This is a genomic window from Thioalkalivibrio sp. ALJ12, assembly GCF_000378305.1.
Taxonomy (GTDB): Bacteria; Pseudomonadota; Gammaproteobacteria; order Ectothiorhodospirales; family Ectothiorhodospiraceae; genus Thioalkalivibrio.
The window spans coordinates 454,475-471,660 of sequence record NZ_KB899539.1; the positions used below are offsets into that span (position 1 = coordinate 454,475).

A 17,186-nucleotide genomic window follows, 5' to 3' on the forward strand; every position below is an offset into this window, starting at 1 on the left:
GACATCACGCCTCGGCACCCGCGCACCTCACTGCTCGGCCCCGGGTAACATAGGAACGAACATGACCGCATCGAGGATATCGCGCACATAGGCCTCTTCGGTCCGCGTATAGCGCACCAGTTGCTGGCGCCCGTCCGGTCCCTCCACAGGGGCTACCAGACGGCCGTTGAGGGCCAGCTGTGTCAGCAGGGTCTCCGGAACGTTGTGCGGTGCGGCGGTCAGGATGATGCCGTCGAACGGCGCGCGCTCGGGCCAGCCTTCCGCCCCATCGCCGTGCCGCAGGTTCACGTTGTTGATCCCCAGGCGGCTTAACAGCTCCCGCGCGTTGCGGCTGAGCGCCTGGATGCGTTCGACGGAGTAGACGCGGTCCACGAGCTTGGCGAGAACGGCCGCCTGATAGCCGGACCCGGTGCCAATCTCCAGCACCGTGCTCACAGGACCGCCCTCCAGCAGGGCCTCGGTCATGCGCGCGACAATAAACGGTTGCGAGATCGTCTGACGATGCCCGATAGGCAGCGCGATGTTCTCGTAAGCCCGATGGCTCAGCGCCTCCTCGACAAACAAGTGGCGAGGGACATCGCGAACGGCCTCGAGCACCCGGCGGTCATGGATACCCTGACCTTCCAGCAAGCGGATCAGTCGTTCTCTTGCTCGGCCCGACGTCAAACCGGCCCCGCGCGCATCAGGAACCATGATGGCTCCCGGGCGTTGCATCCTCCAGCCAGCGGCCCACCGTATCGATGGCGTCGTAACGCGTTAAGTCCACCTGAATAGGAGTCACCGACACATAGCCCTCTCGCACCGCATGAAAATCCGTACCCGGCCCGGCGTCCTGTTCCGACCCCGCCGGGCCCACCCAGTAGATCGGTCGCCCACGCGGATCGGCGTCCGCGATCATCGGCTCGGCCCGGTGCCGGTTACCCAGGCGTGTCGCCTGTACACCGCGGATCTCGTCACGCGGCAGATCGGGGACATTGACGTTCAGGATCGTCGCGGCCGGCAGGGGAACGCGATGAATCCGGTCCAGCAGATCCAGCACGATACGGCCGGCCGCGTCATAGTTCGTGAGGTCCGTGCCGACGAGCGAGACCGCAATAGCCGGCAAACCCAGGAAACGCCCTTCCATCGCTGCGGCGACGGTGCCGGAATACAGCACATCGTCACCCATATTGGCACCGGAGTTGATCCCGGAGATCACGACATCCGGCTCCCACTCGCCCAGCAGGCCGGTCAATGCGAGATGCACACAGTCCGTCGGCGTCCCGTCCACCTGAATCCCGTCATGCCCCACTTCCCGTGCTCGCACCGGACGCACCAGCGTCAGGCTGTTGGACGCACCACTGCGGTCACGATCCGGCGCCACAACCCGCACCTCCGCGACTTCACGCAGACATTTGGCCAGGCACTGGATGCCGGGCGCATGGATACCATCGTCGTTGCTTACCAGAATGCGCATTCGGATTGGGGTCGCTGGGAAGTGGCCTAATATACTGGATTCGGAACACCGAGCGCGGTCACGAACCTCACCGTCTGCCTGAGGTTCTTCTCCGTCCACGCCACGGAAAACGCGAGTATCCTGCCATGAACTCCGGTGATGATCCCAACGATATGCCCGATGACGCGGACGAATTCCTGCGTGCGATTGGCGATGTGCGACGCCTGCACCATGACCAGGCCGACACCGGCAAGCCGCGCCCCCCTGCCCGCGCCCATCAACGTGACCGCGACGAGGCGGCCGCCCATTCCGACTGGCTCAGCGATCCGATCGGCGCCTCCGAGCTCCAGCCGGGTGACGAGCTGCGCTATGCCCGCGACGGCATCAGCCACCGCATTTTTCGTAAACTTCGCAGTGGCCACTACCGCGTGGAAGATGAACTCGACATGCACGGCATGTTCGCGGACGAGGCGCGACAGGCGATCGGGCAGTTTCTCGATCAAGCCCGCGCGCATGGGCGCCTCTGCGTCCGTGTGGTGCATGGCAAGGGCATGCGCTCGCGGCAAAAAGGACCCGTCCTGAAGGGGCTCACGGATCACTGGCTGCGCCAGCGCCACGACGTGCTGGCGTTCTGCTCCGCGCCGCCCGCCGATGGTGGTACGGGCGCCGTGTATGTCCTCCTGAAGCGGCCGAAAGCGCAGCGCTAGCACGCGCATTACCACGCCCACCAGCTATACTTAAGTCACATATTCCCATTCGCTGATTCTTAGGCTTAGACTGATTCCAGGCTGGGGATTCAGCGCGGGACTGGTTCACGTTTTTCCTACGCCAGTCCTTGCAATCTTCGGTAATCCGTACCATGCTCTGTACAAGTCTTGTACAGTTCTACGGGACGCAACGGACACTGCAATGGGAGGTCCTGTTCATGAAGAATTGGAAGCTAGCCCCGATCGCCCTTGGCTTGGCCGCGTTCGTCAGCACTAGCGGACACGCCCTTGGCGACGATCACGCAAAAGAAATGACCGAAGCAGAACTGCAAGAACGCATCGCCGAAACTCGAGCGGCGATCGAACAGTTCGCAAGCACCCTCCAGGGGGAACTGGTCGCCGCCATGGAAGAAGGCGGGCCGACCCAGGCCATTGAGGTCTGCAACCAGCGGGCTCCCGAAATTGCGGACGAGATTGCGGCCGACACCGGCTGGGAAGTCGGTCGCACGAGCCTGAAGATCCGCAACCCTGACAACAGTCCGGACGAATGGGAACGCATCCAGCTGGAGCATTTCCAGTCCCAGCATGCCGACGGCACCCCCGCCAACGAGCTTGCTCCGCGCCACGAAGTGGTCGAGGGCGACGATGGCGCCCGTTTCCGCTTCATGGCGGCGATTCCGACCGGCGGTGCCTGCCTGGCCTGCCACGGTTCGGACATTGGTAGCGACGTCAAGCACGCGCTCGAGCGTCTGTATCCGGATGACCAGGCAACCGGGTACAGCGAAGGCGACGTCCGCGGTGCATTCACTATCACGCAAGAGATGTAATCCAGCGGGCATCTCGCCCCCTGAAAGGCCGCCTCCGGGCGGCCTTTTTCGTATCCGGCGCAAAAAATGCCCCGCGAGGGGGCACATTCGTGATATTTTCGAGACACTTGATTCTCAAACACGGGCATCCCCCTGAAGGACGGTCCCGCCCGCCAGACCCGAACACGAACGTGACCGAACTATGACGCGAACGATTGATGCCGAACTCCTGGCCCTCGCGATAGACGCCTCCAACGACGGTGTCGTAATCGCCGAACGCGAAGGCGATGACAACATCCTGATCTACGTCAATCGCGCCTTCGAAGAACTGACCGGCTATCGCTCCGAGGAGATCCTCTACCGTGATTGCCGCTTCCTGCAGGGGGGCGATACCGATCAGGAGGCAATCGCCGAGATCCGAGCTTCAATCCAGGAGAACCGTCCCTGCCGCGTCACACTGCGCAACTACCGCAAGGATGGCTCGCAGTTCTGGAACGAGCTTTCGCTTACGCCGGTGTTCAACGACGAAGACCATCTGACCTACTACATCGGTATCCAGAAAGACATCACGGCCCGGGTCGAGGCCGAGCAGCGCGCCGAGAAAGCCGAACAGAAGCTCAAGCAGACCGAGGCCCGCTCCGCCTGAGCGCGGCCACTCCCTAGGGGGTATCCGCTTTCGGTGCGCTGTCCATCAATGCGTCGATGACGCTGGTCGCGTACTCGCCGGGGCCAAGTTCCAGCTCAAGCCGCAGGTCATTCCCCTGCCACTCGAAACCGAGTGACCCCGGAAGCATGCGCAGGGCACGGCGTGCCGGCTTCACGCCCTGGGCCTCCAGACCCGACGCCAGGCTCTCGAAACGACCGGCACACTCTGCCTCCCGCGCACGCACATCGCCCGCCGTCAGTGGCTCGCCACGACCCCACAGCGGGCCCGTCGGGTGTATCACCCCCTCCGCCAGGCGTTGTTCGATATCAGCAGTCACCTCCGGGACGGCAAACACACTGCCGGAGCCTTGAAACGTCGCCACGTCACCGGGCAGAAACCGTGCCCAGGAATCGTCGGCTACCCGTTCTGCCAGAACGGCATTGAAGATCGCGGAGCGCGCCGCAGAGAGCAGCAGGCTGCGCTGGTTGCGCCCCCGCGGCGCCCTCCCCCCGCTTAGCCACTGCTCGGCCTGTTCCAGGTTTCGGCGGCCAAACCGCTGCTGACCGAAGTAATTCGGGACCCCCTCCTCCCGGATACGCCGAAGGATCTGCCCCGCCATGTCCCGATCGCCCGCAACGTCCCGCAGCCAGACGACAAAACGGTTCCCCGCGAGGTGTCCGGTACGCAGCTTGCGCGAATGCCGCTCGGCCCGCAGCACTCGGGCCTCGCCCACAGCGTCCTTGCCCATGCGTTGTATCAAGGTCGCTGGATCTTGCCAGTCCGGTTCGGCAGCGGCCGTGCACTGCACGCTGAACCACTGCCGCGTCACGGCCTGCCGGTCCTTGCGCCCGGCATAGCTCACCTGGCCGCGCGGCACCCCGCAAGCCCGCGCCAGCGCGACGGCGACATCTTCGGTGTTGAGCAGCCGCTTTTCGATCTCCAGCCACAGGTGCTCGCCACTGCCTTCCGGTTCGGTCGCAGGAAGCTCGAATACGCAGAAATCTTCCGGGGCCTCTTTCATGCGCCCGGTAATCGGTGGCGACCATGGATATACCGGCGTCATGTCTTCGCCCCTCGCGGACTGGGCGGCGCGGCAACGTTATCGCGCAGGTAAACCGGCTGCGCCTGTTCGGGCGGAATTGCCTCGCCCCGTGCCCATGCATCCACGGCCAGCATGGCCACCTCGCGCGCCCGCGGCAGTGCGTCCGGATAGAGCCGCTCCTCGCCCAATCCGCAGCGTTCGCCCAGTTCAGGATAGGCGGCAAAACCGGAACCGATGCCACGGTCGGGTGCGCCACGCCAGGCGGGGGATATCTGTCCGGGCGCCGCGACCTGTTCCGCCGCTGCCTGCGCACGCCCTTCGACGACCGTATTCAGACTCCAGTACACCTCGCCCATGCGGGCGTCGAGGGCCGCAAGGATCTCGCCCGACGGTGAGTCGGGCCGTTCGCTGACCAGTTGCTGCGCAAGCGCCTGCAGGGTCGATATCGGGAGCACCGGGCAATCCAGGGCGAAGGCCATGCCCTGTGCGACACCCAGCCCAAGGCGAACGCCGGTAAATGCCCCCGGTCCACGGCCGACGGCAACGGCATCCAGGGACGAGCGTGCAATATCCGACCGCGCCAGCAGCTCCTCCACCTGCCGGAGTATCAGTTCGCCATGCTTGCGTGGGGCACGCACCTCGACGCTTTCCAGGGCCCCATCCACCCACAACGCGGCGGAGCACATCTCGGTGCAGGTCTCGATGGCGATCAGTCGCATTCGACACGCTCCCGTGCGGTCGCCAGAAACTGCAGAGCCGCGATCGGGTCCCGCGTCCGATAAAACGGTGGAAGGCTGGCCAGGAACCGGCGTCCATAGGACTTTCCGGTCAGCCGGGGATCACAGATCGCAAGGATGCCGGAGTCATCCGCATCACGAATCAGGCGTCCAGCCCCCTGCTTCAGGGCCAGCACCGCCTGCGGCAGGCTGAACTCCATGAACGGCGAACGCCCTTCGGCCTCCAGGGCCTGCGCGCGGGCTTGCAGCACCGGGTCGTTTGGCGCCGCAAACGGCAGGCGGTCGATGATCACCACCGACAGCGCCTCCCCGCGGATATCGACGCCCTCCCAGAAGCTGTGGGCACCCAGCAACCAGGCGTTACCACTCTCGCGAAACCGTGCCAGCAGGTCGTTACGGGGCTGCTCGCCCTGTACCAGCAGTTCGCGATCGGGCAGCTCGGCCCGTAGCAGTGCCGCCGCCTCCTGCAGAGCACGATGGCTGGTGAACAGAAAAAACCCGCCGCCCGGGTTGTCACGCAGCAGAGGCCAGGCCCAGGCGACACAGGCGCGCGTGTATTCGGGGCTGTTCGGGTTGGGCAGCGGAGGCTGCGGATGCACCAGGCAGGCCTGCCGGGCAAAGTCGAAGGGGCTCTCCAGGCGTTCCTGGGCGACGTCCGCGGGCAGTCCCAGACGGCGCGAGGCATGGGTGAAGTCCTCTCCAACGGCCAGCGTAGCCGAGGTGAAGACCCAGGCAGCCGGGCGCGCGGCCCGCCGTTGCGCCAGCGGTCGCGCGGCATCCAGCGGCGTCCTGTGCAGGATCAGACTCTGCGCGAAGCGCTCCACCCAGGCTACGGTATCCGGCGTGTCCTCGCGCCAGGTCTGCAGACGTTCCCGCATCAGCAGTACCCGCCCCTGCACCTGCTCGAGGCCGGGTCCGCGCTCGGTGGCCGGGGCCAGCGCATCACTCAACCCGCAAAGGGCCTCGTCCAGCTCCTCGATCGACGGCTCCACCCGGCCCTTCTCGTTCACCACGTCCCAGGCGGCGCGCGGTTCCATGCCCTGTGTCGCGTCGAGCAGCTTCTTCGCCACAGTCTCAAGCTCGACCGCAGCCTCGCGGATCACCACCATCTCCGGGGCGGCCTGCTCCTGCTCCCGGCGCACATCGCGCGCCAGGTCGCGCAACGCCCGGCTCCCCACGGCAACGCCGAAGAACGCTCCGGCGATCTCCGGCAGCTGATGGGCCTCGTCGACGATCACGGCATCCACCTCCGGCAGGAGCTCGCCGAAACCCTCTTCCTTCAGCGCCATATCGGCGAGCAGGAGGTGGTGATTCACGACCACGATTTCGGCGTCCTGCGCGCGCTTGCGCGCCTGCACCACGAAGCAGTCGTTGTATTGCGGACACTCGCTGCCCAGGCAGTTGTCGACGGTGGAGGTCACCTGCGGCCACAGGGGCGAGTCTTCGGCCAGGATGCCCGCTTGTCCCAGATCGCCCGTGGCATGGGTGCGCGCGAACTGCCGCAGCGCCTCGATAACGGGCATGCGCTCGCGCTGCGCGCTACGTTGCGTCTGGCCCCCGGCCTCGGCGGCCGCGAGTTCCAGGCGGTAATGGCACAGGTAGTTAGCGCGGCCCTTTAGCAGTGCGGTGCGCGGGCGATAGCCCAATGCTTCGCATACGGTCGGAAGATCCCGTTCGAAGAGCTGGTCCTGCAGCGTCTTGGTGCCCGTCGACACCAGGGCCTTGCGGCGTGACTGGAGGACCGGCACCAGATACGCAAAGGTCTTGCCCACCCCTGTGGCGGCCTCCACGAGCAATGCAGTCGGGGCCTGCCCCAGGGCCAACTCCACGGCCGCCGCCATGCGCTGCTGCGGCTCGCGCGGGCGAAACCCGTGCAGTGCCTCGGCCAGATCGCCGCCGGGGCTCAGCGCGCGCACGGCCGCCGACCCGGATGGGGCCGTCGCGGGTGATTCGGCGGACTTAGACAACGCCGGTTTCCAGCCTCTGAATGGCCTCCTGGGCCTCCCGGACGCCTTCTTCGTCACCCATCGCCTCGCGCGCGGCCTTGATCACACGCCAGTTCTCCAGAGCAAGCGAGCGATCCCGTTCGCCGCCCAGTTGCAGCGAGCGCCCTGCCAGACGGTCCGCCTGCGGGTAATTGCCCTGCTCCAGCCGGATGTGGGCCATCTGATGCCACAGCGAGGCATCGCGCGGCGCAATCCGCAGCGCACGCTCCAGCTGCTGGGCGGCGCGCTCGAGGTTCCCCTCGCTGCGCGAGCCTTCAGCCTGCTCGGCCAGGGCCAGCGCGGCCGACGGCGTGGCGTCCGGCTCCGCCGCCGGTTCAGGCTCGCGCGACTCCTCGTGCGGGATCGCCTCAGGCTCCGGTGCCTCGGCCGCCGGCGGCTGCTCGGGGGCCGGGGCCCGTGTCTCCGGCACCGCACAGGCCGCCAGAAACAGCACCGTCAGCAGTGCGGCGACCGGGCGAGGTCGAAACGGCAGGCTCGAGCGTAAGGAGGTGGTTGAAGTCATCAGCGGAACAATCTCTCGAAAAAGCCCCGCTCATCCGGGGTACGGCCCGTGTCGCAGTCGGCACGGCTCTCGGGGATGGAATTCTGCCAGAACGGGAGCGTTTTCACCGCCTCGCAGGCATGGTCGTCCTGCTCGACACGGAGCCCGGACTTCAGGTCAATCGCCTGATAGGCAATCTCCGGATGACGGTCGAGGCGCAGCGACTGGGCGCCGAGACCTGCCATTATGTCCGCCCAGATGGGGGCGGCGGCCGCCCCTCCGGTCAGGCCGGTCGCCTCGTTGTCGTCCATCCCCAGCCAGACCACCGTGACATGGCGATCATCGAACCCGGCGAACCAGCTGTCGCGGAAGTTGTTCGTGGTGCCGGTCTTGCCGGCCACGACGCGCCCCGGGAGGCGCTGGCTGATCTGCCGCCCGGTCCCCTCGGTAGTCACATCATGCAGGGCGTGGGTCAGCAGGCTGACCGCCCCATCGGGTACGGCACCGCGCAATTCCAGCCCGTAGTGGGACAGGACCTCGTCCTCGAGATCGAGGACATCGCGAATCGCGCGGGTGCCGGTCGCATAGCCGCCATTGGCAAGCGCCTGGTACAGCCCGGCCACCTCCAGTGGCGACAACTCGATCGCCCCGAGGGCCAGCGAGGGCAACGGCGCCGGGGTGCGCTGCAAGCCGAGCGTCTGCAGCACGTCGATCAGCTGCGAAATACCGATCTCTTCGGCCAGCTGGACCGTGGCGACGTTGTAGGACTGGACCAGTGCCTCCCACGCCGTCACGTCGCCGCGGTGCTCGCGATCGAAGTTGCGCGGCGTCCAGGGTTCGCCATGCGGCAGCTGGATGGTCATTGGGCTGTCATCCAGCAGACTTGCTAGCGTATAGCGCCCGGGTTGCGTGAGCGCGGCCAGATAGACGAAGGGCTTGAGTACCGACCCGACCTGACGTTGCGCCTCGACCGCCCGGTTATAGCCGGGATACTGCGGATCGCGGTCCCCGACCACCGCGAGCACTTCCCCCGCCTGGGGATCCGTCACAACGGCAGCCGCCTGCAGGCGCTCCAGGCTGGACCCGCGCTGCTCGATCACCCGATCCACACCTGCCTTCACGCGCTCCTCCAGCGTGAGCTGCACGACCGGGTCCATCGTGGTGAAGATGCGTAGCCCCTCGCTGCGCAGATCTTCGTCCGCGTAGTCAGCGCGCAACTCGCGGCGCACCATGTCGAGAAACGCCGGGAATCGGCTGCGGCCCTGTGGCACCACGGGGGTTACATCGAGTTCAGTATCGAGCGCGGCCTCGACCTGGTCGGCATCGGCCAGCCCGGTCTCCAGCATCGCCCGCAGCACCTGATCACGGCGCGCCTCGGCACGCTGGGGGTGACGCCGGGGGTCGTAGTAGCTGGCACCGCGGGCGAGCCCTACCAGAAGCGCCAACTGGTCCAGGCGGAGTTCGTTCAGCGGACGTTGATAGTAGAACTGGGACGCCTGGCCGAATCCGTGAATCGCGCGCTCGCCCGACTGGCCCAGGTAGACCTCGTTGATATAGGCCTCGAGGATCTCGCGCTTGGAATAGCGTCGCTCCAGCAACAAGGCCATGACCGCCTCGTTCGCCTTGCGCGCCAGGGTCTGGTCCCGTGTCAGGTAGAAGTTCTTGACCAGCTGCTGCGTCAGCGTGCTGCCACCCTGCACCGTCCGCCCCGCGCGCAGATTCGCCATGGCGGCCCGGGCAATCCCCGCCGGGTCCACCCCGCGGTGCGACATGAAGCGACGATCCTCAATTGCGAGCAGTGCACCGATCAATTCACGTGGCACCTCGTCTATGGCCACGAGGATGCGATCCTGGCCATGGGTCGGGTAGATGCTCCCGATCAGCAAGGGCTCGACCCGCATCAGATCGACGCGCTCTCCGTTCCCCTGCTCCTGGACGGACTGCACCCTTCCACCTGAGAAATCCACCCGCACCGAATGGGCCGGTTCCGGACCGTCGCCGAAGGTGAACGGGCGCGTGGTAAACGACACCCGGTTGCCGTCCACGCGATACTCGCCCGGGCCACTTCCCTGTGCGCTACTGCGGTAGTTCAGTGTCTCCAGTTCGGTTTCCAACGCCTGGGGCGTTAGCGCCCGACCCTCGTACAGCTCCAGCGGTCGCGCGTAGACGCGCGCCGGCAAGGCCCAGCGCTGGCCTTCGAAGCGCTCGCGAATCTCCTGATCGAGCGAGACGACATAGATCGCCCCAACCCCGACGCCGGCCAGCACCAGACCGGCGAACAGCCACACCCCGGCACCAAAGAAACGGCGCAGGCCTCCGGATCGGCCACCTCGGCGGGAACGGGTCGTACGTTTTCGGGGCATGAGGGCTTCTGGAAGCGGCACAAGGAAAGGGATCAGTCCCAATGTTAACCTGACCGGGAACAGCAGACATGCCGCAAATGCCGCGTTTCCGGGAACGAATCGGCACAAAACCCGTCCACCCGATCGCGATCTGCCAATCCCATGGAGGCGTGATGAGCGCGCTGGAACAACACCAACAACAACTGCAGGCCCTGATTGCGACACTGGGATTCCCGGAGCCCACACCACCGAAAGATCAGGTACAGCGCATCGAGACCCACATCTCGACCGTCATTCTCGCCGGTGACTATGCCTACAAATTCAAGAAGCCACTCGCACTGGGATTCCTGGACTTCTCCACGCTCGACGCGCGCCAGCACTTCTGTGAAACCGAGTTGAAGGTGAATCGCCGCCTCGCCCCGCAAATCTATCTCGATGTGGTGACCCTGAACGGAGATGCCTCGGCTCCCCGCATCAATGGCGAAGGCCCGATCCTCGACTACGCCGTATGCATGCGCCGATTCGATCGCCGCAAGCAACTGGATAACCTGCTGGACCAGGGCCAGTTGCCCACCGAGGCCATGGAGGCACTGGGCCACTACATCGCTGCCTTTCACGAGCGCACCGAGCGCGCCGGCGCCGACTCGCCCCATGGCACCCCGGAAGCGGCAACCCAGCCCATGCTCGACAACTTCCCGGCCCTGGGCGAAGCGATCCATGGCGAGGTCGACAGGGCCCGGCTCACGGCGCTGGAGCGCTGGACCCGGAACGAAATCGAACGCCTGGGCCCGCTTCTCGAATCACGCCACCGCGAGGGCTTCATCCGCCACGGGCATGGCGACCTGCACCTGGGCAACATCGTGTATGTCGACGATCCGGAAAACGGCGAGACCCTGGCGGCGTTTGATGCGATCGAGTTCGATCCCGAGTTGCGCTGGATCGACGTGATCTCCGAGATCGCGTTCACCACCATGGACCTGCTGGCACGCAAGGCCCGGGCGCATGCCTGGCGCTTGCTGAATGCCTACCTGGACGGTCGTGACGACATCGCCGGGCTCCGGCTGCTGCCCCTTTATCAGGTCTATCGCGCTCTGATCCGCGCCAAGGTGCAGGGCATCCACGCGCAGGAGTCGCATCTCCCCTCGGACGAACAGGCGGCCCACCGCGCCGAAATGGGGCGCTATCTCGCACTCGCCGAACGCCTGACCGAGCCGTCTGCGCCGCGCCTGGTGCTGATGCATGGCGTATCCGGCAGCGGCAAGACCGTGATCAGCACGCAGATCGTTGAGGCCCTCGGGGCGCTGCGGCTGCGCTCCGATATCGAGCGCAAGCGCATGGGCGACGCGGTCTCCTACAGCGAAGAGGCTCGCGGGCAGATCTACGACCACCTGCGCGCCCGCGCGGACACCCTGCTGGCGCTGGGGCACACCGTGATCGTCGACGCGACCTTCCTGACCCGTGCCCAGCGGGCACCCTTCCAGCAGCTCGCTACCCGGCACCAGGCGGGGTTTGCAGTCGTCGCCTGCCACGCCAGCGATCGCGTCCTGCAGGAACGCCTCGAGCAACGCTCTGCGGCCGGTAAGGATGCGTCCGATGCCGACTACCAGGTGATGCAGCAGCAACGCCCGCAGCAGGAATGGCCGACCGGAGCGGAGGGCGTCGTGGAGGTTGCCCCGGAACAGCCGCTGGATACCGATGCCCTGGCACGCCAGCTTCTGCAACCGGTTTCCGCCTAATTGTCCGCGTACGTGCCAAAATACAGCCTGACACAACATCTGCGAATGCCTATGTCCCGTACCCTCGCCCTACTCCCGGCTGCCTGTCTGATTGTCCTGGCGACCGCCCTGCCGGCCCAGGCTGACGCCCTTTTGCACTACATCGACGACGAAGGGCTCGAGAGCCAGATCCTCGTGCGCGATCACATGATCCGCATGGAGCTGAACGAGGCGATCAGCGGAACTTCCGGGTACATGCTGTTCGACGCGCGCAACGACCAGCTCACCGTCGTGGATGACGACGAGCAGACCTATCTGCCGTTGACGCGCGAGGTGATGGATCAACAGATCCAGGCGATGACCGACATGGTCAGCGACCTGCGCCGCCAGATGGACCAGCTCCCCCCGGACGTTCGCGATCAGCTCAAACAGCAGCTTGGGATCGGCCCCGAGGGGTTCGAGGCCGAAATCAGTACCCGCGAGACCAATGAGCAACGCGAGATCGGGGACTTTGTCTGCAGCGAAATCGAAGTGCTGATCGATGACCGCCCCCAGAGCACCGTTTGCGTCGCCGACGCGCAATCCTTGGGCCTGGAGGCGTCCGATTTTCAGACCCTCGGGGCCTTGATGGATCGCCTCTATGAGCTGTCCTTGCGCGCCCTTGAGGCCGGAGGCCCCATGGCCTCCCAGATGGGGGCGTCGCTCCTTCCCCGTGTGGAGGGCATCCCTCTCGAGGTCCGCGAACACGATGGCGTCACGACCCGACTGGCAGGGCTGTCGACGGACGCCCTTAGCGAGGCCTTGTTCCAGGTACCGGAAAGCTATGAAGAAACCGAAATGTTCTAGTGCTCCGGGGCCAACGCCCTCCCCGGCCTACGGGTCCCAATCCGGCATACCATCCTCCCACAGCGTTCTCCCCTTGCTAGGGGCAGCGCTCGTACTGGCCGGGTGCGCAAGCAGCCCTGAACCACGCGGGCCGGCACCGGAGCCCCTCAAGGTCGATCCGGAACCCCGGGTAGCCGAAGGCCCGATGAGTTATGTTCCCGAGGCCGAGCTGAAGCGCTCCGAGGTCGTACTGGCGGCGCTCGGACACCTCGACACGCCCTACCGCTACGGCGGCACCGACGCCAACGGGCTCGACTGTTCCGCCCTGGTACAGCGCGCCTACCGCGAGGCGGGTCAAGATGTCCCTCGGACCACGGGCGAACAGGCCTCGGCAGCCGTAAAGCGCGATGGCGACCCGAGCCCCGGAGACGTCGTGTTCTTCGCGATCAACGGGAATCAAATTGACCACGTCGGGGTCTATGTCGGTGAAGGCCGATTTGTCCACGCGCCAAGCTCGCGCGGGCAGGTCCGCATTGAGGAACTCGACAATCCCTACTGGGCTCCACGCACCCGATTCGCGGGCCATTTCTTCGACTAATGGGCCTTGGGCCCCTGGAACCTACTACGAGGAAGGAACCATGAAGGCATTCCCTAATTTGTCCCAACTGCTGCGCCGTTCGGCGCTCGCCCTGACGCTGGGCGCCGGCCTGGCACTGGGTGCCACTGCCACCGCGTACGAAACCGTGATGGAAACCGACGAACGCGTGATCTTCAAGATCGAAGGCGAGTTCGATCACTACTTTGAAATGGTCGAGGAAGCCATCGCATCCGAGGGCCTGGTGATCAACAACGTCGGCTACATCGCCAACATGCTGGACCGCACCGCTGGCCAGGAGAGTGGCGAGGGCATTTATCTCAATGGCAAGTCCCTGGACTTCTGTAGCGCCAGCTATTCGCGCGCCACGATGGAGGCCGACCCGCACAACATGGTGTTCTGCCCCTACATCATCACGGTGTACGAGCTGACCGATGAGCCCGGCGTGGTGTACATGGGCTACACCCCTGTCCCCGAGATCGGTGAAGAAGACTCCAAGAAGAGCCTGCGCGACGTAAACGAACTGGTGGAGCGCATCATCAAGGAAGCGCTGTCGTTCTGACCACCGCCTGAACGCGAAAAGCCCGGCTAGCCTCGCAGGCTGCCGGGCTTTTTTGTGCCCACTGATTCCAGCGGATGTCCGCTAAGGCGTCTGATCTTCCTCGGCGCCTTCCTTCTTCACCGGGAGTAGCACCTGGCGGTCCACGCCTAGCAGCAATGCCGCGGTGGCCGCGATAAAGATCGACGAATAGGTACCCACAATCACCCCGATGATCAGCGCGATCGAGAAGTTCTGCAGCGCAGCGCCACCCAGGAACGCCAGCGCGAACAACACCAGCAGGGTCGTCGTACTGGTGACAATGGTACGCGCCAGGGTCTTGTTCACCGCGATGTTCATCACCTCTTCGGTGCCCTTCTTGCGCAATATTCGGAAATTCTCGCGTATTCGGTCATACACCACGATCGTGTCATTCAATGAATACCCGATCACCGCAAGCACCGCCGCCAGGACCCCCAAGTCAAACTCGAGCTGCAGCAGCGAGAAAATCCCGAGCGTGATCACCACATCGTGGATCAACGCAAGCACCGAACCGATCGAGAATCGCCACTCGAAGCGGACCGCGACGTAAATCAGGATCCCGGCCAGGGCGTAGATCATCGCCAGCCCCCCCTGCTCGCGCAGCTCCTCGCCCACGGCAGGCCCCACGAACTCCACACGCCGCAGATCCGGGTCATCCGGACCTCCATCCTGCAAGACATTGAGTACGCGGTTGGACAGCGTGGCCGGATCATCGTCGTCCTCGCTCGGGGGCAGACGAATCAGGACATCGCGTGAAGTACCAAAGGTCTGCACCTGGGCCCCGGCGAAGCCGCCATCGGCCAGCGTCTCGCGGATCGGATCGAGCTCGACCGCCTCGGGATATCCGACCTCGACCAGCGTGCCACCGGTAAAGTCGATCCCGAAATTCAGCCCGCGCGTGGCCAGAAGCGCCACAGAAATCAGGATCAGGATCAGGGAAACCGTGATCGTGATCTTGCGCTTGCCGAGAAAATCGAGATTCGATTCGGCGAAATTCAAATGCGGAAGCATGTCGTTCTCCGCCTCAGATAGCCAGACGGTTCAGCCGACGCTGCCGCCCGTAGGTGAGGTTGACGATGGCGCGGGTCACGATGATCGCCGTGAACATCGAGGCGATGATCCCGATCGACAGCGTGATCGCGAACCCCTTGATCGGGCCGGTGCCGAACAGGAACAGCACGAGCGCCGCGATCAGCGTGGTCACATTGGCATCCGCAATCGTGGTGAACGCGCGATCATAGCCCGAGGCGATCGCGGCCTGTGGTGACAACCCGTTTCGCAACTCTTCGCGTATTCGCTCGAAAATCAGCACGTTGGCATCGACGGCCATACCCACCGTCAGCACGATCCCCGCAATGCCCGGCAAGGTGAGTGTCGCCTGCAGCATCGACAACACCGAGACAATGAAGATCAGGTTCAACGCAAGCGCGACGTTCGCGATCACCCCGAACACCCGGTAGTACAGCACCATGAAGATCATCACGGCGATGAAGCCGATCACCACCGACTGCATACCGCGATCGATGTTCTCCTGACCGAGGCTCGGGCCCACCGTACGTTCTTCGACGATCGACATCGGCGCGGCGAGCGCCCCGGCGCGCAGCAACAGCGCCAGGTTGCGGGCCTCGCGGCTGCTGTCGAGTCCGGAGATCTGGAAGCGACGCCCCAGCGGCTCGTTGATGCGTGCGACGTTGATTACCTCTTCGCTACGCGAGGTGCGCATCACCTGCTCACCGTCTTCCTCAACGGTCTCGGTCGAGGTCTCGATGAACACGGTGGCCATCAGCCGACCGACGTTGTCCGAGGTCACGCGGGAGAAAATCCGCGCACCCTGACCGTCCAGATTAATGAACACCGCCGGACCGCCCGTATCCTGGGCAATGCCCGAGGAGGCATCCGTGATGTAGTCACCGGTCAGCATGACCTGACGCTGCAGCAGCACCGGTGTCCCGTCGCGTTCGTGGTAAAGACGCGTGCCCGACGGCGCACGCCCGGTCTCGTCAGCCTCCCGCGCATCACCGCTCTCCGACACGAGGCGGAATTCCAGCGTCGCAGTCGCGCCCAGGACCTCCTTTGCCCGTGCCGTGTCCTGCACGCCCGGGAGCTGCACCACAATCCGGTTCTCGCCCTGCTGAGCGATGATCGGTTCCGCCACGCCCAGCTCGTCGACCCGCGAACGCAGCGTGGAGATGTTTTGCTGCAGGGCCTGACGACGCAGTTCCGTCAGGTGGTCGTCATCCAGCGTGGCTACCAGTCGGCTGGTGTCCCCGGACCCACGCGACTCCCAGACCAGTTCCTCGCGATACTGGCGCTGTAGCCAGCTCTCGGCCGCTTCGCGGTCCGCCTCGCTCTCGAACATCACGGTCAGATCGCGGGAGCCGCGTTCCACGGTGTCGAACGAAATACGCTCTTCCCGCAGGCGTCCGCGCAGCTCGTTCGAGTAACGCTCCATCGCGGTACCGATCACCGCGTCCAGGTCCACTTCCATCAGGAAGTGGACCCCGCCACGCAGGTCGAGGCCGAGAGCCATGGGCTGGCCATTGATGGCTCGCAACCAGCGCGGGGTGGCCGGGGCCATGTTCAGGGCGACGGTGTGATTGTCATCCAGCGCGTTGCGCAATATCTCGGCAGCGGTGGACTGCTCGTCTGTGGTCTCGAAGCGCAACAGGATCTGGCCGTCGTCCTGCTCCTCGACCGTGTGCGGCGTGACGCCCTGGGCGCCCAGGATGGTGCCCATCAGTTCACGGATGTTCTGATCGATCTCGCCGGTGGTCGGGTTCCCGATCTGGACCGACGGGTCCTCCGGGAACAGGTTGGGCGCGGCATAAAGCCCCGCGCCCAGGATGATGACGACGATCAGGGCGTACAGCCACGCCGGATAGGAATTGCGCATATTCGAAGACCCTAGAGGTCCTTGAGGGTGCCCTTGGGCATAACCTGTTGAACCGACTGTTTCTGCACGGCGATGTTCACGCCATTGGCGATGTCGACCTTGATGAAGTTCTCCCCTACCTCGGTGATCGTGCCGGCCACACCGCCATTGGTCACGATCTCGTCACCCTTGGACAGCGACTCCACCATCGACCGGTGTTCCTTCGCGCGCTTGCTCTGCGGGCGAATGATCAGGAAGTACATGATCGCGAAAAAGATCAGGATCATGATCAGGAATTCGATCATGCCACCACCGGCGCCACCACCGTCCTGGGCATGCGCTGCAGAAATCAGAAAATCCATTGGAACACTCCCGTCTAGCGAATCGGTTCAGGGCC

17 protein-coding genes are annotated in these 17,186 nt (G+C 64.9%); 7 read left to right on the forward strand and 10 right to left on the reverse strand.

Annotated elements, in window-relative coordinates; genetic code table 11:
* Positions 1-27 precede the first annotated feature (27 nt).
* The gene (locus F467_RS0109460) at positions 28-693 is read right to left on the reverse strand and encodes a protein-L-isoaspartate(D-aspartate) O-methyltransferase (RefSeq protein WP_026182228.1); all 666 of its coding nucleotides are present in this window, start codon (positions 691-693) and stop codon (positions 28-30) included.
* Positions 683-1,456, reverse strand: coding sequence for a 5'/3'-nucleotidase SurE (gene surE / locus F467_RS0109465; protein WP_018139394.1), 774 nt, complete (start codon positions 1,454-1,456; stop codon positions 683-685). The genes F467_RS0109460 and surE overlap by 11 nt, the downstream gene beginning before the upstream one ends.
* A gap of 125 nt (positions 1,457-1,581) precedes the next feature.
* On the opposite strand from surE, the gene F467_RS0109470 reads away from it, so the two are divergent.
* The 3 genes from F467_RS0109470 (at position 1,582) to F467_RS0109480 (ending at position 3,594) form a co-directional block, all read left to right on the forward strand.
* The gene (locus F467_RS0109470) at positions 1,582-2,142 is read left to right on the forward strand and encodes a Smr/MutS family protein (protein WP_018139393.1); all 561 of its coding nucleotides are present in this window, start codon (positions 1,582-1,584) and stop codon (positions 2,140-2,142) included.
* Positions 2,143-2,360: 218 nt separating this feature from the next.
* Entirely contained in the window at positions 2,361-2,969 is a 609-nt protein-coding gene (locus F467_RS0109475; protein ID WP_038038771.1) for a DUF3365 domain-containing protein, read from the forward strand.
* A 181-nt stretch (positions 2,970-3,150) separates the two neighbouring features.
* Positions 3,151-3,594, forward strand: coding sequence for a PAS sensor domain-containing protein (locus F467_RS0109480; RefSeq protein WP_018139391.1), 444 nt, complete (start codon positions 3,151-3,153; stop codon positions 3,592-3,594).
* Positions 3,595-3,607: 13 nt separating this feature from the next.
* Here F467_RS0109480 and truD read toward each other — a convergent pair whose 3' ends face one another.
* Genes truD through mrcB form a run of 5 tightly spaced genes read right to left on the reverse strand, consistent with a single transcriptional unit; the run spans position 3,608 to position 10,223 of the window.
* Complete coding sequence (truD, locus tag F467_RS0109485) at positions 3,608-4,657, reverse strand: tRNA pseudouridine(13) synthase TruD (protein WP_081601220.1); 1,050 nt, start codon at positions 4,655-4,657, stop codon at positions 3,608-3,610.
* Entirely contained in the window at positions 4,654-5,355 is a 702-nt protein-coding gene (gene tsaB, locus F467_RS0109490) for a tRNA (adenosine(37)-N6)-threonylcarbamoyltransferase complex dimerization subunit type 1 TsaB (RefSeq protein ID WP_018139389.1), read from the reverse strand. Before tsaB ends, truD begins: the two co-directional genes overlap by 4 nt.
* Positions 5,346-7,289: an ATP-dependent DNA helicase gene (locus F467_RS0109495; RefSeq protein ID WP_018139388.1), complete on the reverse strand. Its 1,944-nt coding sequence runs from the start codon at positions 7,287-7,289 to the stop codon at positions 5,346-5,348. The genes tsaB and F467_RS0109495 overlap by 10 nt, the downstream gene beginning before the upstream one ends.
* A gap of 43 nt (positions 7,290-7,332) precedes the next feature.
* Positions 7,333-7,881, reverse strand: coding sequence for a tetratricopeptide repeat protein (locus F467_RS0109500; RefSeq protein ID WP_018139387.1), 549 nt, complete (start codon positions 7,879-7,881; stop codon positions 7,333-7,335).
* Positions 7,881-10,223 carry a penicillin-binding protein 1B gene (gene mrcB / locus F467_RS0109505; protein ID WP_155987371.1) on the reverse strand — a complete coding sequence of 781 codons (2,343 nt, stop codon included), beginning with the start codon at positions 10,221-10,223 and terminating at the stop codon, positions 7,881-7,883. Before mrcB ends, F467_RS0109500 begins: the two co-directional genes overlap by 1 nt.
* Positions 10,224-10,375: 152 nt before the next feature.
* Between mrcB and F467_RS0109510 the strand changes: the two genes are divergently transcribed.
* From F467_RS0109510 to F467_RS0109525, 4 genes are read left to right on the forward strand one after another with little or no spacing between them, the layout of a single operon-like run.
* Positions 10,376-11,938 carry a bifunctional aminoglycoside phosphotransferase/ATP-binding protein gene (locus F467_RS0109510; protein ID WP_018139385.1) on the forward strand — a complete coding sequence of 521 codons (1,563 nt, stop codon included), beginning with the start codon at positions 10,376-10,378 and terminating at the stop codon, positions 11,936-11,938.
* Positions 11,939-11,989: 51 nt separating this feature from the next.
* Positions 11,990-12,763 (forward strand): hypothetical protein, encoded by a 774-nt coding sequence (locus F467_RS0109515; protein WP_018139384.1) that lies wholly within the window; start codon positions 11,990-11,992, stop codon positions 12,761-12,763.
* Between the two features lie 46 nt (positions 12,764-12,809).
* Positions 12,810-13,340: a C40 family peptidase gene (locus F467_RS0109520; RefSeq protein WP_231362281.1), complete on the forward strand. Its 531-nt coding sequence runs from the start codon at positions 12,810-12,812 to the stop codon at positions 13,338-13,340.
* A gap of 40 nt (positions 13,341-13,380) precedes the next feature.
* Complete coding sequence (locus tag F467_RS0109525) at positions 13,381-13,899, forward strand: DUF302 domain-containing protein (RefSeq protein WP_018993886.1); 519 nt, start codon at positions 13,381-13,383, stop codon at positions 13,897-13,899.
* 81 nt (positions 13,900-13,980) lie between these two features.
* Here the strand turns inward: F467_RS0109525 and secF are convergent, their stop codons facing one another.
* The 3 genes from secF to yajC are packed head-to-tail and all read right to left on the reverse strand — an operon-like array spanning position 13,981 to position 17,151.
* Complete coding sequence (gene secF, locus F467_RS0109530; RefSeq protein ID WP_018139381.1) at positions 13,981-14,928, reverse strand: protein translocase subunit SecF; 948 nt, start codon at positions 14,926-14,928, stop codon at positions 13,981-13,983.
* 13 nt (positions 14,929-14,941) lie between these two features.
* Positions 14,942-16,810, reverse strand: a complete 1,869-nt coding sequence (gene secD, locus F467_RS0109535; RefSeq protein ID WP_018139380.1) for a protein translocase subunit SecD — start codon at positions 16,808-16,810, stop codon at positions 14,942-14,944.
* 11 nt (positions 16,811-16,821) lie between these two features.
* Positions 16,822-17,151, reverse strand: coding sequence for a preprotein translocase subunit YajC (gene yajC, locus F467_RS0109540; RefSeq protein ID WP_018139379.1), 330 nt, complete (start codon positions 17,149-17,151; stop codon positions 16,822-16,824).
* Between the last annotated feature and the right edge of the window lie 35 nt (positions 17,152-17,186).

Excerpts from the sequence above, each read along its gene's own strand:
- surE (WP_018139394.1), bottom strand. The coding sequence starts at position 1,456 with ATGCGCATTCTGGTAAGCAACGACGATGGTATCCATGCGCCCGGCATC.
- F467_RS0109480 (WP_018139391.1), top strand. The coding sequence starts at position 3,151 with ATGACGCGAACGATTGATGCCGAACTCCTGGCCCTCGCGATAGACGCC.
- F467_RS0109500 (WP_018139387.1), bottom strand. The coding sequence starts at position 7,881 with ATGACTTCAACCACCTCCTTACGCTCGAGCCTGCCGTTTCGACCTCGC.
- F467_RS0109525 (WP_018993886.1), top strand. The coding sequence starts at position 13,381 with ATGAAGGCATTCCCTAATTTGTCCCAACTGCTGCGCCGTTCGGCGCTC.
- yajC (WP_018139379.1), bottom strand. The coding sequence starts at position 17,151 with ATGGATTTTCTGATTTCTGCAGCGCATGCCCAGGACGGTGGTGGCGCC.
- F467_RS0109460 (WP_026182228.1), bottom strand. The coding sequence starts at position 693 with ATGGTTCCTGATGCGCGCGGGGCCGGTTTGACGTCGGGCCGAGCAAGA.
- secF (WP_018139381.1), bottom strand. The coding sequence starts at position 14,928 with ATGCTTCCGCATTTGAATTTCGCCGAATCGAATCTCGATTTTCTCGGC.
- F467_RS0109515 (WP_018139384.1), top strand. The coding sequence starts at position 11,990 with ATGTCCCGTACCCTCGCCCTACTCCCGGCTGCCTGTCTGATTGTCCTG.
- F467_RS0109510 (WP_018139385.1), top strand. The coding sequence starts at position 10,376 with ATGAGCGCGCTGGAACAACACCAACAACAACTGCAGGCCCTGATTGCG.
- tsaB (WP_018139389.1), bottom strand. The coding sequence starts at position 5,355 with ATGCGACTGATCGCCATCGAGACCTGCACCGAGATGTGCTCCGCCGCG.
- F467_RS0109475 (WP_038038771.1), top strand. The coding sequence starts at position 2,361 with ATGAAGAATTGGAAGCTAGCCCCGATCGCCCTTGGCTTGGCCGCGTTC.
- truD (WP_081601220.1), bottom strand. The coding sequence starts at position 4,657 with ATGACGCCGGTATATCCATGGTCGCCACCGATTACCGGGCGCATGAAA.
- secD (WP_018139380.1), bottom strand. The coding sequence starts at position 16,810 with ATGCGCAATTCCTATCCGGCGTGGCTGTACGCCCTGATCGTCGTCATC.
- F467_RS0109470 (WP_018139393.1), top strand. The coding sequence starts at position 1,582 with ATGAACTCCGGTGATGATCCCAACGATATGCCCGATGACGCGGACGAA.
- mrcB (WP_155987371.1), bottom strand. The coding sequence starts at position 10,223 with ATGCCCCGAAAACGTACGACCCGTTCCCGCCGAGGTGGCCGATCCGGA.